Annotated in this window: 16 protein-coding genes; 13 read left to right on the forward strand and 3 right to left on the reverse strand. The window is 66.0% G+C overall.

The genetic code is table 11. From position 1 onward, the window contains the following. Positions 1 to 2: 2 nt before the first annotated feature. The 7 genes from paaB (at position 3) to DQ353_RS05725 (ending at position 5,275) form a co-directional block, all read left to right on the forward strand. Positions 3 to 296: a 1,2-phenylacetyl-CoA epoxidase subunit PaaB gene (gene paaB, locus DQ353_RS05695; RefSeq protein WP_071212832.1), complete on the forward strand. Its 294-nt coding sequence runs from the start codon at positions 3 to 5 to the stop codon at positions 294 to 296. After that, complete coding sequence (gene paaC, locus DQ353_RS05700) at positions 293 to 1,153, forward strand: 1,2-phenylacetyl-CoA epoxidase subunit PaaC (RefSeq protein WP_113761804.1); 861 nt, start codon at positions 293 to 295, stop codon at positions 1,151 to 1,153. The genes paaB and paaC overlap by 4 nt, the downstream gene beginning before the upstream one ends. Before the next feature lie 16 nt (positions 1,154 to 1,169). Next, a complete protein-coding gene (gene paaD, locus DQ353_RS05705; RefSeq protein WP_113761805.1) occupies positions 1,170 to 1,655 on the forward strand; it encodes a 1,2-phenylacetyl-CoA epoxidase subunit PaaD in 486 nt (161 codons plus the stop codon). After that, a complete protein-coding gene (paaE, locus tag DQ353_RS05710; protein ID WP_113761806.1) occupies positions 1,652 to 2,848 on the forward strand; it encodes a 1,2-phenylacetyl-CoA epoxidase subunit PaaE in 1,197 nt (398 codons plus the stop codon). The genes paaD and paaE overlap by 4 nt, the downstream gene beginning before the upstream one ends. Before the next feature lie 88 nt (positions 2,849 to 2,936). Continuing rightward, positions 2,937 to 3,716 carry an enoyl-CoA hydratase/isomerase family protein gene (locus DQ353_RS05715; RefSeq protein WP_113761848.1) on the forward strand — a complete coding sequence of 260 codons (780 nt, stop codon included), beginning with the start codon at positions 2,937 to 2,939 and terminating at the stop codon, positions 3,714 to 3,716. A gap of 894 nt (positions 3,717 to 4,610) precedes the next feature. Next, entirely contained in the window at positions 4,611 to 5,042 is a 432-nt protein-coding gene (locus tag DQ353_RS05720; protein ID WP_113761807.1) for a hypothetical protein, read from the forward strand. Then, on the forward strand, positions 5,036 to 5,275 hold the full coding sequence (locus DQ353_RS05725) for a helix-turn-helix transcriptional regulator (RefSeq protein WP_113761808.1): 240 nt from the start codon (positions 5,036 to 5,038) through the stop codon (positions 5,273 to 5,275). The genes DQ353_RS05720 and DQ353_RS05725 overlap by 7 nt, the downstream gene beginning before the upstream one ends. Here DQ353_RS05725 and DQ353_RS05730 read toward each other — a convergent pair. Together DQ353_RS05730 and DQ353_RS05735 are read right to left on the reverse strand one after the other, a co-directional pair. Then, positions 5,272 to 6,567, reverse strand: a complete 1,296-nt coding sequence (locus DQ353_RS05730; RefSeq protein ID WP_113761809.1) for an MFS transporter — start codon at positions 6,565 to 6,567, stop codon at positions 5,272 to 5,274. The two genes, DQ353_RS05725 and DQ353_RS05730, sit on opposite strands and share 4 nt — an antisense overlap. 62 nt (positions 6,568 to 6,629) lie before the next feature. After that, complete coding sequence (locus tag DQ353_RS05735) at positions 6,630 to 7,079, reverse strand: Lrp/AsnC family transcriptional regulator (RefSeq protein WP_113761810.1); 450 nt, start codon at positions 7,077 to 7,079, stop codon at positions 6,630 to 6,632. Between the two features lie 216 nt (positions 7,080 to 7,295). On the opposite strand from DQ353_RS05735, the gene DQ353_RS05740 reads away from it, so the two are divergent. The 6 genes from DQ353_RS05740 to DQ353_RS05765 all read left to right on the forward strand — a co-directional run bounded on the left by DQ353_RS05740 (position 7,296) and on the right by DQ353_RS05765 (position 13,626). Further along, positions 7,296 to 8,465 carry a thiamine pyrophosphate-dependent enzyme gene (locus DQ353_RS05740; protein WP_113761811.1) on the forward strand — a complete coding sequence of 390 codons (1,170 nt, stop codon included), beginning with the start codon at positions 7,296 to 7,298 and terminating at the stop codon, positions 8,463 to 8,465. Beyond that, positions 8,462 to 9,562: an alpha-ketoacid dehydrogenase subunit beta gene (locus tag DQ353_RS05745; RefSeq protein WP_113761812.1), complete on the forward strand. Its 1,101-nt coding sequence runs from the start codon at positions 8,462 to 8,464 to the stop codon at positions 9,560 to 9,562. Before DQ353_RS05740 ends, DQ353_RS05745 begins: the two co-directional genes overlap by 4 nt. Continuing rightward, positions 9,559 to 11,004, forward strand: a complete 1,446-nt coding sequence (locus DQ353_RS05750) for a dihydrolipoamide acetyltransferase family protein (protein ID WP_113761813.1) — start codon at positions 9,559 to 9,561, stop codon at positions 11,002 to 11,004. Before DQ353_RS05745 ends, DQ353_RS05750 begins: the two co-directional genes overlap by 4 nt. A gap of 213 nt (positions 11,005 to 11,217) precedes the next feature. Next, complete coding sequence (locus tag DQ353_RS05755; RefSeq protein ID WP_113761814.1) at positions 11,218 to 11,418, forward strand: hypothetical protein; 201 nt, start codon at positions 11,218 to 11,220, stop codon at positions 11,416 to 11,418. Positions 11,419 to 11,592: 174 nt separating this feature from the next. Continuing rightward, positions 11,593 to 12,405, forward strand: a complete 813-nt coding sequence (locus tag DQ353_RS05760; protein ID WP_181578261.1) for an MBL fold metallo-hydrolase — start codon at positions 11,593 to 11,595, stop codon at positions 12,403 to 12,405. Between the two features lie 21 nt (positions 12,406 to 12,426). Beyond that, on the forward strand, positions 12,427 to 13,626 hold the full coding sequence (locus DQ353_RS05765) for an MFS transporter (RefSeq protein ID WP_113761816.1): 1,200 nt from the start codon (positions 12,427 to 12,429) through the stop codon (positions 13,624 to 13,626). Here DQ353_RS05765 and DQ353_RS05770 read toward each other — a convergent pair. Beyond that, positions 13,581 to 14,510 (reverse strand): phosphatase PAP2 family protein, encoded by a 930-nt coding sequence (locus DQ353_RS05770; protein ID WP_113761817.1) that lies wholly within the window; start codon positions 14,508 to 14,510, stop codon positions 13,581 to 13,583. The two genes, DQ353_RS05765 and DQ353_RS05770, sit on opposite strands and share 46 nt — an antisense overlap. Positions 14,511 to 14,737: the final 227 nt, after the last annotated feature.

The raw sequence follows: 14,737 nt of genomic DNA on the forward strand, positions 1-14,737 counted from the left end.
TCATGACCGAAACACACGGCACCTGGCCGCTCTGGGAAGTTTTCGTCCGTTCCTCCCGAGGGCTCTCGCACGTCCACGCAGGATCCCTGCACGCACCGGACGCGGAGATGGCGTTGAAGAACGCCCGGGACCTGTACACCCGCCGCAACGAAGGCATTTCGCTGTGGGTCGTGGCCAGCACCGACATCATCGCCTCCGACCCCGACGCCAAGGGCATGTACTTCGAGTCCCCCCAGGGCAAGGACTACCGCCACGCAACGTACTACACCAAGAGTGAGGGCGTGAAGCACCTGTGAGCGCACACGACATCGACCATTCGCTGGATTCCTTCGGCGACGCCACGGCCTCTGCCACCCGCGTCACACCGGGCAACGCCCTGCGCCCCGAGGACATCGCGATCCAGCAGGAGAAGCCGACCGACCTGGTCGCGCAGTACGCGGTTCGCCTGGGTGACGACGCATTGATCCTGGCGCAGCGCCTCTCGCACTGGATCTCCCGCGGACCGGAACTCGAGGAAGACATCGCCTTGGGGAACATCGCCCTGGACCAGCTGGGCCACGCCCGCTCTTTCCTCACCTACGCCGGCAAGGCCTGGGACAAGACCGAGGACGATTTGGCCTACTGGCGCGAGGAAGAAGACTTCCGCTCGCTGCACATCGTCGAACAGCCCAACGGCGACTTCGGCGTGACCATCATGCGCCAGCTGATCATCTCCATCTACCAGCACCTGCTCTACACCGAGCTGCTGCAGTCCTCCGACCCGACGATTGCGGCGATTTCCGCCAAGGCCGTCAAGGAGGTCGACTACCACCGCGACCACGCCATCGCCTGGACCCTGCGCCTGGGCATGGGTACCGAGGAATCGGCCCGCCGCATGCGCCACGCCCTGGCTGTGCTCTGGCCCTACGTGGGGGAGATCTTCGAGGACGAGGAACTGCATACCGCGCTCGGCGACGTCGCCGTGGCGCCCTCGACCCTGCGCGCCGCCTGGGACGAGGATTTCGCCTCCGTCTTGTCCGATGCCGGGCTCGAGGTACCAACCGTTCCGTACGCAATGGCACGGGGCCGGCGCGGCGAGCACTCCGAGCACCTTGGCTTCATCCTGGCCGAGATGCAGGTGCTGGCCCGCAAGCACCCCGGCGCCACCTGGTAAGCAAAGGACACAAGACATGATTGCCACCATCGCCGAGCTCCGTGAGATCGCCTCGCGCGTCACCGACCCCGAGATCCCTGTGCTCACCATCGCGGATCTGGGGATCCTGCGGGATGTGGAAATGGAGGATGGCACAGTGGTTGTCACCATCACGCCCACCTACTCCGGATGCCCGGCGATGGACGCAATCACCGAGGACCTCGGAATCGTCTTCAAGGAATCCGGATACGACAATGTCCGGGTCAACCTCGTCCTGTCCCCGGCCTGGAGCACCGACTGGATGACCGAGTCGGGCAAGACCAAGCTGGAGGCCTACGGCATTGCCCCGCCCACGGGCACCGGCCACCGCGGCCCGGTGACCTTGGGGCTGGCCGTGAAGTGCCCGCAGTGCCATTCGCTCAATACCAAGGAACTTTCCCGCTTTGGTTCCACCGCCTGCAAGTCCATGTACCAATGCAAGGACTGCCTGGAACCCTTCGACTACTTCAAGGTGCTCTCATGACAGACACGACTGCCTCCCTGCCCACCGACGGGGGCATTGATCCCGAGGTCCCGGGCCGCCGCCGGACCACGTTCCACACCCTCACCGTTGCCGAGGTCCGCAGGCTCACCGCCGACGCCATCGAGGTGACCTTCGCTGTCCCCGCCGAGCTGGCCGGACAGTACGACTACCTGCCGGGCCAGTACGTGGCCCTGCGCAAGGAGCTCGAGGACCTCGACGGCAACATGGTCGAGTTGCGCCGCAGCTACTCGATCTGTGCCGAGCCCACGGACGGCGAAATCCACGTGGCCATCAAGCGCGACATCGGCGGCATCTTCTCCACCTGGGCCAACGAGTCGCTGGTCGCCGGGGACACCATGGATGTCATGAGCCCCACCGGCGGCTTCATCTCCAAGCACAAGATGACCGGGATGAACGACCCCGAGTCCATTGACGTGGAAAACGAGGACACCTTCGTGGCGGTGGCCGCCGGCTCGGGCATCACCCCGGTCATGGCAATCGCCCGCACGGTGCTGGCAGCCAACAAGAAGGTCCACTTCGATTTGGTCTATGCGAACAAGGCCGCCATGGACGTGATGTTCCTGGAGGAACTGGCCGACCTCAAGGACCGCTACCCGGCGCGCTTTGCGCTGCACCACGTGCTGAGCCGCGAACAGCGCATCTCCCCGCTGCTCTCGGGCCGCATCGACGCAGAGAAGCTGAACAAGCTGCTGGGCGCGGTCATCCGCACCGACCAAGTCGACGAATGGTTCCTCTGCGGCCCCTTCGAGCTGGTCCAGCTGGTGCGCGACAACCTCGCCGCCCAGGGCGTTCCGGCAGAAAAGGTCCGCTTCGAGCTGTTCACCACCGGCGAGCCGCACCGCCCCGAGGGCAACATCGGCCGCCCGGTCGTCATCGACGAATCCGACGAGACCTACTCGATCGGCTTCAAGCTCGACGGCCTGCAGGGAGAGGTCAAGAGCCCGGTCAAGGCCCGCGAGACGGTCCTGAACGCGGCCCTGCGGGTCCGCCCGGATGTCCCGTTCGCCTGCGCCGGCGGAGTGTGCGGCACCTGCCGCGCCAAGGTCATCGAGGGGGCGGTGAACATGGACGAGAACTACGCCCTGGAACCGGACGAGGTCGAGAAGGGCTACGTGCTCACCTGCCAGTCGCGCCCCACCACCGAACGTGTGCTGGTCGACTACGACGCCTAGGAACAAACAACACCGGCAAGGATCCATCCGCGAAAGCGGGTGGATCCTTGCCATAGCACCCGAGAAACCCCCAGTGAACGGACCCACGATGATTGAACTGAACATCACCGACGGCGTTGCAGAGATCGTGCTCAACGCCCCGGAAAAGATGAACTCGCTGAACGATGCGGCCCTGGGGGAACTGGAAGCCGCCTATGACAAGGCAGCCGAGGGCGTGGAAACCGGGCAGGTGCGCGCGCTGCTGCTGCGCGGCGAGGGCCGCGGCTTCTGCGCCGGGCGCGACATCTCCGGGGTGGTCCCCGCGGACGACGACGTCATGGGCTACCTCGGTGGCAAGGTGCAACCCCTGCTGGCCAAGATGTCTTCCTTCCCGGCACCCACCTTCGCCGCGGTGCAGGGTGCCTGCCTGGGTGTCGGGCTGGGCCTGGCCATCGCCACCGACGTGGTCTACGTGGCCGAAAACGCGAAGATCGGTTCCCCCTTCGCCAACCTGGGCGCGACCCTGGACTCGGGAGGACACTGGCTGTTCACCGAGCGCCTGGGCACGCACCGCACGTTGGACTTGATCTACACCGCGGAGCTGATCAGCGGTGCCGACGCCGTGGCTTCGGGGCTCTTCTCCCGTGCCATGCCCGCCGACGAGCTGCTGGAAACCACGCGCGGGATCGTGGCAAAGGTCGCCACCGGCGCCACCGAGGCGTTCCGCGCCTCGAAGGAACTGGTCGCCGAGATCCGCGACGCCCGCCTGGGTCTGTGGGAATCGATGGCCAACGAGAACCAGGCGCAGGCCGACCTGTGTGACACCGAGGACTACGCCGAGGGGTTCGCGGCGTTCCAGGAAAAGCGCAAGCCGGTCTTCAAGGGCTAGGTTTCCCGGCTGTACCCCGAACGGCGTCCCCGCACTGCGTGGGGCGCCGTTCGTGTATGCGGGCAGTGGTTCCCCGCCGGGGTTACTGTGGCATTCCGGGTTCGGCCAGGTCGCGGCGCGGCTTCGGGCATCGCAGTGCCTTCCGGTTTCGAGCTGTCGGCCTGCCTGATCCAGGGCAGCTTCAACCATGGACTCGGTGTGGCATCGGATCTGGGTTTGGAGTGTCAGGCCAAGGTACTTGAGCCACGCGCCGGGGCACTCCGTGGTGCACTCGTGAACGAAGCTCCTCTGGTTTCCTATGGGCGTTTCGTTAGTATCGTGGCAACGTCGCTATTGGCCCGAAGGTGCTCCAGCGCATCGGGGGACAACAGCCGCACCAGGTAGACGATTCGGCGGCGTTCGTCCTCTGAACCCTGGAGAATGTTCTCGTGGTGGGCCACTCGAATGCAAGTTGGCGGCCGCACGCGTTCCGCCGCCCGACTTCGAGGTGGCTACGGTCGTGAAGGAAAGCGGCGCTGAGTCAGGCGTCCCATTCGGATAGGTCGAGGGCGCGTGTGCGAGTGCCTCCTGCCGATGCGAAGTAGGGTTGATGCGCAAGCCCTTGATGACCGCTGTTTCATGTTACTCGGGCCATGAATTGGAAACTCCGGTATTTCGCCTCGGCGGACCCGGAGTTTTTCTTTTCGTGCAACTTGCCGGCTTAGAGCAGGTGGGCTCGGCCTGCGTGTTCAATGGCGCTGGTTGCTGGGCGCAGGGGTGGCACCGGAACTGGCGAGAGTAGTCCGGGGACTTCACTGTTTCCCGTATCAACTGCATGTCAAAAATCCTTTACATCGACTCGTCTTCAATTTATGCTCAGGAGTCAAAGATCTTTGACATTGGAGGGTTCGGGACGTGGCCGATGAAGAGCGTATTTCCTGGGTGACTGTGGTTTCCTGCGGACTTGGCATGCTGGCCTTCGTCGGTCTGGTGTTGATGCGCCTGATCGGGGGGACGGCTGTGGCGGAGCAGAACTATTCAATGCCGATGATTGCCTGCATGGCTGTCATGATGGTGCCGATCCTGGCCGCCAAGATTTGGACGGGAACGCGGAACCAGGACAAGGAAGACGGCCCCGACGAGCGGGACCGGGAGATTGCCCGTCACGGCGACCAGGCCAGGTACCAGGTGCTGCTGGCGACATGTGTTCCGTTGCTGTCGATGGCGTTCAGCGGCGCCGAACATTTCTGGATCGCAGCGGCTGTCTTTGCCGGTCTCGGTACCTCGTTCATCGTCGGAGCCGGGGTGCAGATTGGCGGATACCGGCGCGGCGTGCCCGCATGGTGAACCGTGGCCGGCTCGGCAATTCCATCCGCGGGCTCAGGGCTACCGCCGGCGGTATGACGCAGGCCGAGCTCGGGGCCATGGTCGGGGTGACGCGCCAGACCATCATTGCCATTGAGCAGGGGAAGTACTCACCGTCACTGGAAACGGCGTTCCTGATTGCCGGAGCCCTGAAGCACCCGCTCACTGAGGTGTTCACGTACGAATACGCGACCCCGTTGGGCGCCGGGAACTAGGTTTCCTTGCGGTTTCCTCCACGCGGCAGCACAAGCAGTGGGACCGCAGCGAAGGCCGTTATTCCCACCCAGATCCATATGGCGTTCTGCAGGCCCAGCGCGTCCCCGGCCAGGCCCCCAACGATTCCCAGGACCGGCACCGGCCCCATGGTGAACACCAGCCGGAATCCTTGCTGTCGTCCCATCATCTCGTCCGGGGTGAACTTGGCCAGCAAGCCGTAGGCTGTGGCGTTGTAGGAAACCATCAGCGCGTTGTAAAGAACCGAATGGCACACCACCAAGGCGATGGCTGCACCCGGGGCGGACGCGGCCAAGGGGAGAAGGGCAACGGCAAACGGCAGGCTGAGGATCGACAGCGCCAAGACCCGGTTCTCGCCCAGCCTCCTGACGAGCGCGGGAACGGCAAGGGAGCCGAGCAGTCCGCCGACGGCGATGGTGGAGATGACCAGCCCGATGACCTGGGGGCTGAACCCCAGGACCTTGACGAAATAGAGGGTCTCCAACGCCGAGCCGAAGGCCAGGCCCATGTTGGTGATCGCGGATGAGGAGACCAGGGCACGAATGCTTCGGTGCTTGAGGGTGAAGCGCAGGCCTTCGCCGAAGGACTCCCTGAATCCGACCCTTGTGGCGGGATCCTCCGGGGGCCCGATGGATCCGGATTTCTTCCCGAAGCCCCACAGCAGGGTTGCTGCGGCCAGGAGGTTTGCAGCCCCTGCCACGATGAGGGTGAACGGCGCCGACATGACGGCGACAAGTACGCCGGCGAATCCCGGGGAGATGACCCCCACCGAGGTGTCCACGGTTTCCTTGCGGGCGTAGGCGCTGGAAACCAAATCGCGTCCCACGATGCCGGGGATCGCCGATCCGGCACCCATGCCCCACAGCATGCCTGCCACTCCGACCAGGAACGACACGATCACCAGCTGCTGGTAGGTCAGCACGCCGGCGGACCAGGCCAGCGGCACCGAGAAAATCGCCAACCCGGAGGCCAGCTGTGCCCACATCATGGTCTTCACCCGGTTGACGCGGTCGAGCATGATGCCCGCGGGGATGGCCAGAAGCAGGAAGGCCACCGACTCGGAGGCGTTGAGGAAGCCGATCTGGGTGGCGTTGGCACCGAGGGCATAGATGGCGACCAGGTCGTTGGCAACGTTCAGGATACCCGAGGCGACGGCGCCAAACGCGATGGACAGCAACAAGGTCGGGAACCCGGGGCGGTGTCGGAGCAGGTGGACGGGCGCGGCCGCCGGTGGAGCGGTGCCAGGCGTTTTGTCCACCGTTTCCTCGTCCATGAAGTCCCCGCTCGTCCGCCCCGGATCATGCCATTGGGAAGAGTCTATGGGTGCTGCGGCACTTAGCGCGTGTCGACGTCCTCGAAGACCAGGAACGTCTGGGTGTCCAGGACTCCGGGCATGGCCTGGATCTGCTCAAAGATCACCCGGCGCAAGTCCACGTTGTCCCGGGCGCGGACCAAGAGGATCACGTCGAAGTTCCCGCCGACCAGGCCGATGTGGTGGACCTCGGGCATCGCGGCGAGGCGCTCGCGCAGCTCGCGCCAGGAGTGTTGGCGCAATTTCAGGGTGACGTAGGCGCTGGCCCGCAGGCCGGCGCGGAGCGGATCGATGACCGCGGTGTAGCGCGTGATGACCCCTTCGTCCTGGAGCCGGTTGATCCGGGAATAGGCGTGCGCGCGCGAGACGTGCACCTTTTGCGCGACGGTGGTCACCGACTGCCGACCGTCCTTGGTGAGTTCCTCCAGGATCCGTCGATCCACCTCATCGAGCCGAACCGAGGGAGTCTCCATCAAATGCCTCTTTCCGCTTTGTCCAAAAACCGCCATGTAGTGACGGTCACACTTTCAATCTGTCTCCAAGAGTAGCGATCCTATGCGCACTTTTCCAGAATATTGCAAGAAGCTGGATACATTTCAGTCCAAATACCCATACTTAAGGCAAGAACTGATGCTTGGGCGGACATGGCCCAATGCCCGCGTCCCGCAAAAACCAGAAAGGCGTGAACCGTGACGACCACCGAACCACGCGATGCAATCGAGCAGGTGAGCAGCAAATTCGGGATCACCCCCGAGGACTACATGCTCCCGGCGCGCACCGAAATCCACATGCTCGACATCAATGGGAAGCTGCACCCCTCGGGGCAGCAAGGGGCCGAACCCGGCCACGAATATCCGTTGCCGAGCCCCAAGGCCCTGGTGGACGCCTACGAGCAACTGGTCATCGGCCGCCGCGTCAACGACCAGAATTCCGCACTGGTGCGCCAGGGACGCATGGCCGTCTATCCTTCCAGCCACGGGCAGGAGGCCTGCCAGGTGGCAGCAGCCCTGTGCCTGGGCGAAGACGACTGGATGTTCCCCACCTACCGCGACACCGTCGCGGTGATGGCCAAGGGCGTGGCACCCATGGAGGTGATGGCCGGGTTCCGCGGGGACTGGCACAGCGGGTACGACCCGAAGCAGTACAAGGTCTCGATCCAATCCACGCCGTTGACCACCCAGCTGCTGCACGCGGTGGGCGTGGCCCATGCGGCCAAGCTTCGCGGCGAGGACACCGTGGTGCTGGCCATGTGCGGCGACGGCGCCACCAGCGAGGGCGACTTCCACGAGGCACTGAACTTCGCGGCGGTCTTCAACCTGCCGGTGATCTTCTTCGTGCAGAACAACCAGTACGCGATCTCGGTGCCGCTGTCCCAGCAGTCTGTTGCCCCTTCCCTGGCCCACAAGGCCGTTGGCTACGGCATGGCCGGCGAGCGCGTGGACGGCAACGACCTGGTGGCCCTTTTGGCCGTGCTGGGCCGTGCGGTCCGCCTGGCCCGCGAGGGCAACGGCCCGCTGCTGGTCGAGGCCCACACCTACCGGATGCAGGCACACACCAACGCCGATGACGCCACCCGCTACCGCGAGGATTCCGAGGTCCAGGGCTGGATCGCCAAGGACCCGGTCACCCGCATGCGCACCTACCTGGCCGATGCCGGACTGCTGCCCCAGGACACCGAGGAGCGGATCGCGGCCCATGCCGAGGCCGTCGCCAAGAACCTGCGCGACGGCATGAACTCCGAGAACGTTCCGGACCCGGCCGACCTGTTCGCCCACGTCTATTCGACACCCACCACCCAGATGGCCGAGCAGGCAGCGATGCTCGCCGACGAACTCGCCCGCGAGGAGGACGCAAAATGAGCCCCACGGTAACCACTTCTTCGGCGGCCAACGGCAACGTTTCGGCCGCCACCGCCGCTGCCGCGGCACGCACCGCCGACGCCGGCACGCAGCCGGTCACGTTTGCCAAGGCCCTGAACACCGCGCTGGCCGACTCCATGGCCCTTGAGGAATCGGTCCTGGTCTTCGGCGAGGACGTCGGGGTCCTGGGCGGGGTCTTCCGCATCACCGACGGACTGACCAAGCGCTTCGGCACCGGACGCTGCTTCGACACCCCGCTGGCGGAGTCCGGCATCGTGGGCATGGCCATCGGCATGGCGATGAACGGGATGCGCCCGGTCATCGAGATGCAGTTCGACGCCTTCGCCTACCCGGCCTTCGAGCAGATCGCCTCGCACGTGGCCAAGATGCACAACCGCACCAAGGGCAAGATGCCCCTGCCGATGGTCATCCGGATCCCGTATGCCGGCGGCATCGGGGGAGTGGAGCACCACTGCGACTCCTCCGAGTCCTACTACGCCCACACCCCGGGGCTGAAGGTCTTCACCCCGGCGACGGTGCGCGACGCGTACCTGATGCTGCGCGAGGCCATCGACTCCCCGGACCCGGTCATCTTCATGGAACCCAAGAAGCTGTACTGGACCAAGGAGCAGGTGGACTTGGAGGCGCTGCGGCTCTCGCACGAGACCGACGCCGTGCCGCCGACCGAGGGCCGGGCTGCCATCGCACGCTCCGGCACCGACGCGACGCTGATCGCCTACGGCCCCTCGGTGTCCACCGCCATGGCCGCGGCCGAGGCGGCAGCCTTGGAGGGCCGCAGCCTCGAGGTCATCGACGTGCGCACCATTGTTCCGCTGGATGACGCGACGATTTGCGCGTCGGTCCGCAAGACCGGGCGCGCCGTGGTCATTGCCGAGGCCCCGGGCTTCGCCTCGGTCTCCAGCGAGATCGTCGCCCGGATCCAGGAGCGGTGCTTCCACTCGCTGGCCGCTCCGGTGCTGCGCGTGACAGGGTTCGACACCCCGTACCCGGCACCGAAACTCGAGAAGTACTACCTGCCGTCCGTCGACCGCATCCTGGATGCCGTGGATGCACTGCAATGGGAGGAAGGGGCATGAGCGTGAAAACCTTTTTGTTGCCGGACCTCGGTGAGGGATTGACCGAGGCCGAGCTGGTCAAGTGGCTGGTTGCCGTGGGCGACACCATCGTCATCGACCAGCCGATCGCCGAGGTGGAAACCGCCAAGTCGATGGTGGAGGTGCCAAGCCCCTACGCCGGGACCGTGCACGAGCTGCACGGAGCCGAGGGCCAGATGATGCTCGTTGACGCTCCGCTGTTCTCCGTGCTGGAGGAAGGCGCGGTGGCCCCGGCAGCGCCCGCCGCGGAACCCAAGTCCGGCATCCCGGAGCGTGAGGTCGCCCAAAGCTACCGCGAGGAGGAGCGGGCCGGAGCCAAGGCCCCGGCGAGCGAAGGCTCGGGCAACGTGCTGATCGGCTACGGAACCCCGGAGGGCCTCTCGGCCAAGGCACGCAAGCGCCGCCCGCGCCCCGGAGCCGGCACCGCACCTGCCACCGCCATCGGGGTGACCGCCGCTGCCGCGCCGCGCCGCGCACCGCTGGTGATCTCCCCGTTGGTGCGCAAGCTGGCCAGGGACCACGGCATCGACATCGCCACGCTCAACGGCAGCGGTGCCGGCGGGCTGGTGCTGCGTTCGGACGTCGAGGCGGCTGCCACCGCAACGCCAGCGCCGGCGGCACGGACCGCGGCACCGTTCGCCGAACCGGCACGCGTGGCTGTTCCCGCGGCGGCCGCGGCGTCCGCAGTCGAAGGCGGCATCGATGCGCGCTCGGGCCTGGGGATTTCCTCCAGGACCCCGATCAACGGCGTGCGCAAGACCATCGCCCAGGCCATGAGCCGCTCGCGCAGCGAGATCCCCGAGGCCACGGTGTGGGTGGACGTGGACGCCACCAACCTGTTGCAGATGCGTTCTGCCATGAAATCCACCAACCCGGAAAACACCCCGGGACTGCTGGCCTTCATTGCGCGCTTCGTGGTTGCCGGGCTGCAAAAGTACCCGGCGCTGAACACCCGCATCGAGTACAACGCGCAGGGCGAAGCCGAGATCATCGGCTTCGACGGCATCAACCTGGGCATTGCCGCGCAGACCGAACGGGGCCTGATGGTCCCGTCCATCCGCAACGCCCAGCAGCTCAGCGCCCGCGGCCTCAATGCCGAACTTGCACGACTGACGGAGGTCACCCGTGCTGGCAAGGCCACGGTCGCCGAGCTCACCAGCGGCACCTTCACCCTGAACAACTACGGGGTTTTCGGTGTCGACGGGTCCGCAGCGATCATCAACTACCCGGAGGTCGCGATCCTGGGCGTCGGGCGGATCATCGACAAGCCGTGGGTCGTGGACGGGGAACTCGCGGTCCGCAAGCTCACCGAGCTGACACTGGCGTTCGACCACCGGGTCTGTGACGGCGCCACGGCCGCGGGCTTCCTGCGCTTCGTGGCCGACGCGATGGAGAACCCGGCCTCGGTGCTGGCGGACCTGTAACGGATTTCCGCATCGCGGCCATGCGGGTGCCCGCGGCGACAGGTTCCTCGTGGACCCTCGCCGAGGGCACCTGCGCATCCGCTGCCGGGGGATACATGGGATACGGCCGCCGGTGCAGTATTCGGGTCGCCAGCGCCAACCGCTTCGGCCGGACCCTGGACCAGCTTCCCACCACCCCTATTGAAAGCCGCGGCGACCAACTATCCTGATGCCATGGAAAAGCTACCTGCTGAATACGAGCATTACCTTGTAGGCAAGGACGAACTCCACATCGAAACTGTCCTGCCGATCTTCCGGGAGTCCATGGCCGAGGGCAAGTACGGGGTGCACATCCGCGGGCTCGGCGGCCATTCCGAACAGGCCTTCGTTGACGAGACCGTCCCCTTCGGGAAGATCAAGATCACCGTTCCCTAGCACCTCCCGTTCCGCGGTGGTGCAACTCGATTCCCCGGCATGCCCATGCGGTCTCCGGGGAATTGGTTTTGCCTGGACGGATTTTCATGCAGAATGTGGATATCGCCAAAACACCGGCACCGCCCGGCACCGAGGAATTGGGGACCCGCTATGAAGCAGCCCTTGGTACCCAGAGTGGAACAGCTTGCCCCGCATTGCTGGCGGCTGCTCAACCACGGATTTTCCATGAACACCGGCCTGATCGTGGGCCAGGACCGCGCCGCTGTCATCGACACCGGCTCCGGGCCGCGGGAAGCGGCGGGCCTGTATGCGGCCATCCGAAAGATCACCGACCTCCCCTTGCTTGTGGTCAACACCCATGCCCATGGCGACCATGTCTTTGGCAACAGCTACTTTGCCGCAAAGGGCGTGGAAGGCTTTCACGCCACGGCCGCGGCAATAGAGCACCTGCGCCGCAGCGGAGAGGCCGAGCGTCAGCTGGTGCGCTTCCTGGAACCGGAGATGGCCCTGCGCAAGGGAGACCACTCGGGCATCATCGTGCCAGGCAACGTCGTCGCGGAAACCGGGGGCACGCTGGACCTCGGCGGCTTCACCGCGCAGCTCTTTGGTCTGGGCCCCGGGCACACCGGTGGGGACCTGCTCGTGCGCTGCGGCAAGGTGCTGTTCACCGGCGACCTGGTCGAGGAGGGCGGGCCGCCGAACTTCGAGGACTCGGACCCCTATCACTGGGCGGAGTTGCTGGGCCGGCTCGTGCGCGAATGCGACGCCGACGTGGTGGTGGTTCCCGGGCACGGACACCCGGTGGACCTGGAATTCGTGCGCCGACAGCACCGCGAGATGCTGGCTGCGATCCTGGAGGGGGAATCCATCGTGCGCTCCTGGCCGACCGGAAGCTTCGACCCCACCGCCCACCAATTGGAAGTGCTGCCCTACGGCCCCGAACAGTCCACGGTCTTCCTGCAAAGGCTGAGCAAAACCATGCCATAGCCGGTTCAGTAGGATGAACACATGAGTGAGCAACCCTTTAGCCTGCGTAGTATCGCGGTGAAAGTGTACTCACCTTCCCTGCTGTACGGACTGGGGCTCGGTGCCGTCACGCCCATCATCGCCCTGTCCGCCCTGGAACGCGGTGCCAACCTGGCCACGGCCGCACTGGTCGTCACCTTGGTCGGCGTCGGATCCCTGATCTCCAACGTCCCCGCCGCGGTGCTGACCACGAAGGTCGGCGAACGCCTTGCCATGGTCTTCGCTGCGGGGTGGGCAGCCCTGGGCATGGTGCTGGGCATCGTGCCCTCGAATCTGGGCCTCTTTGCCGTGGGCGTGATGATGCTGGGCATGGCCGGGGCCGTGTTCAACCTGGCCCGGCAGACCTATCTGGCCGAGGCCGTCCCGCTGGAATTCAGGGCCAGGGCCATGTCGACCCTGGGCGGGGTGATGCGCATCGGGGTGTTCATCGGGCCCTTTGCCGCCACGCTGGCCATGAAGTGGCTGGGCATCGCCGGGGCCTACTGGGTGGGCATGGTGGCGATGGCCATTGCCACGGTCGTGTGCCTGTGGATCCCGGACCTCGAGACCCGGGCTCCGGTGGAAGCAGGCCAAAGCCGTGCCGGCGGATCGATGCTTTCCATTGCCAAGGACCAGTGGAGGATCCTGCTGGGGATCGGGTTGGGCATCGTTTGCATCTCCGCGGTGCGCTCCACCCGCCAGGTCGTGCTTCCCCTGTGGGGCGAAAACATCGGGCTGGACGCCGCAACGATCTCGCTGGTCTACGGGTTCTCCGGGGCCATCGACATGTTGATCTTCTACCCCGCGGGCAAGGTCATGGACAAGCGCGGGCGGGCCTGGGTCGCGGTGCCCTGCATGGCGGTGATGTCACTGGCCCTGTTCCTGCTGCCGCTGACCCATTCCATGCCCACGATGCTGGCCGTGGCCATGGTGCTGGGATTCGGCAACGGCATCGGTTCGGGAATCGTGATGACCCTGGGTGCCGACTACTCGCCGGTGGCCGGGCGGCCCAAGTTCCTGGGGCTGTGGCGGTTGATGTCCGACACCGGTGCGATGGCCGGGCCGGTGCTGCTCTCGGTCCTGGTGGCCGTGGCGACGCTGGGTGCCGGGGTGATGGCGATCGGCGGGATCTCGCTGCTGGGAGCCGGGATCTTCGGCTACTGCATACCCCGGACCAACCGGCGGCGGATGGGTGCCCCGTAGCGGGCAAAAAGCTCGTGGACGAACCATCCCGTGGCCATGGCGGTGCCCAGGACCAATGCCAGACCCGCGGCCAGAAAGACGAACAGGGGGCCGTTCTGCACGGTACCGATTGCCGGGTGGTCCATGGCCAGCGCGAGTCCCAGTGCCGCTGCCGCCGCCACGGCGCCCGCCACCGCCAACGCGCGCAAGAGCCGCTCGGGGACCGACCGGGATCCGGCGGCTGTGGTGCGGGGCCCCGGTCCGCGCCCGTGGGCGTGGCGCAGGAACAGCCCGGCCAGCACGCTCCACCAGGCAACCACCAGGTAGGCGGCAATCACGTCGCTGGGGCGGTGCCAGCCCAGCACCAGCGTCGAGGCCCCGGCAACCGCGGCGTAGGCCCAGCCCAGCAGGGCCACCGGCGGCCGGTGCGCCACGGGGACGACAATGAAGATCGCTGCCATGGCCGCGGCGGCGAAGGCCGTGTGCCCCGAGGGGAACGAATTCATCGAGGCACCCGAGATGTTCAAATCCGGCCGCACCAACACCACGTGCTTGAGCAATTGGGTGGATCCGGCGGCGCCCAGCAACAGGGCCCCGGCCACCGCGGGGCGCAGGAAATCGCGCCTGCGGACCAGGGCGAAGAGGATGAAGCCGCCGGCCAGCAGCGCCGAGGCCGCCGGCATGTGGTCCAGGAAGGCCAGTGCGGGCCCCCGGGTCTTGTCCGCAGCCAGGAACGCCTCGCCACCCAGCAGGGCAGCCTCATCGATCCATTGCCCGAGCTTGGTCCGGACGAAGAAGCTGTAGCAGGCCAAAAAGAGGGCAGCCAGCAGCACCAGTGCGCCGTACCAGGGGAGCAGTGAGCTGCCCTTCGTTAGGCGGGGTGGGGGCTTGGAGGAAGAACTCATTGCCAACAGGGTTTCACACAATCCTTACCGGCGGCCCGGAACGTGGGCTTTCTCCCATGGATTCGCCAAGGCCCGCGCACAGGGGGGAGGACACTACGCGCTAGGGCGTGTCTCCTTATGCTGATTCCACGATTGCAGCGCTCCAGATGAGCACTGCATGCAGCACGACCGCGGAGCGGTAGGTCAACGCGAGCTTGTCGTAGCGCGTGGCCAGTGACCTCCATTGC

Source organism: Arthrobacter sp. AQ5-05 (assembly GCF_003287975.1).
Taxonomy (GTDB): Bacteria; Actinomycetota; Actinomycetes; order Actinomycetales; family Micrococcaceae; genus Paeniglutamicibacter.

Bases quoted from the DNA above. Each gene is read 5' to 3' on its own strand.
- DQ353_RS05755 (WP_113761814.1), top strand. From the start codon at position 11,218: ATGGAAAAGCTACCTGCTGAATACGAGCATTACCTTGTAGGCAAGGAC.
- paaD (WP_113761805.1), top strand. From the start codon at position 1,170: ATGATTGCCACCATCGCCGAGCTCCGTGAGATCGCCTCGCGCGTCACC.
- paaB (WP_071212832.1), top strand. From the start codon at position 3: ATGACCGAAACACACGGCACCTGGCCGCTCTGGGAAGTTTTCGTCCGT.
- DQ353_RS05745 (WP_113761812.1), top strand. From the start codon at position 8,462: ATGAGCCCCACGGTAACCACTTCTTCGGCGGCCAACGGCAACGTTTCG.
- DQ353_RS05715 (WP_113761848.1), top strand. From the start codon at position 2,937: ATGATTGAACTGAACATCACCGACGGCGTTGCAGAGATCGTGCTCAAC.
- DQ353_RS05735 (WP_113761810.1), bottom strand. From the start codon at position 7,079: ATGGAGACTCCCTCGGTTCGGCTCGATGAGGTGGATCGACGGATCCTG.
- DQ353_RS05770 (WP_113761817.1), bottom strand. From the start codon at position 14,510: ATGAGTTCTTCCTCCAAGCCCCCACCCCGCCTAACGAAGGGCAGCTCA.
- DQ353_RS05750 (WP_113761813.1), top strand. From the start codon at position 9,559: ATGAGCGTGAAAACCTTTTTGTTGCCGGACCTCGGTGAGGGATTGACC.
- DQ353_RS05730 (WP_113761809.1), bottom strand. From the start codon at position 6,567: ATGGACGAGGAAACGGTGGACAAAACGCCTGGCACCGCTCCACCGGCG.
- paaE (WP_113761806.1), top strand. From the start codon at position 1,652: ATGACAGACACGACTGCCTCCCTGCCCACCGACGGGGGCATTGATCCC.
- DQ353_RS05725 (WP_113761808.1), top strand. From the start codon at position 5,036: ATGGTGAACCGTGGCCGGCTCGGCAATTCCATCCGCGGGCTCAGGGCT.
- DQ353_RS05765 (WP_113761816.1), top strand. From the start codon at position 12,427: ATGAGTGAGCAACCCTTTAGCCTGCGTAGTATCGCGGTGAAAGTGTAC.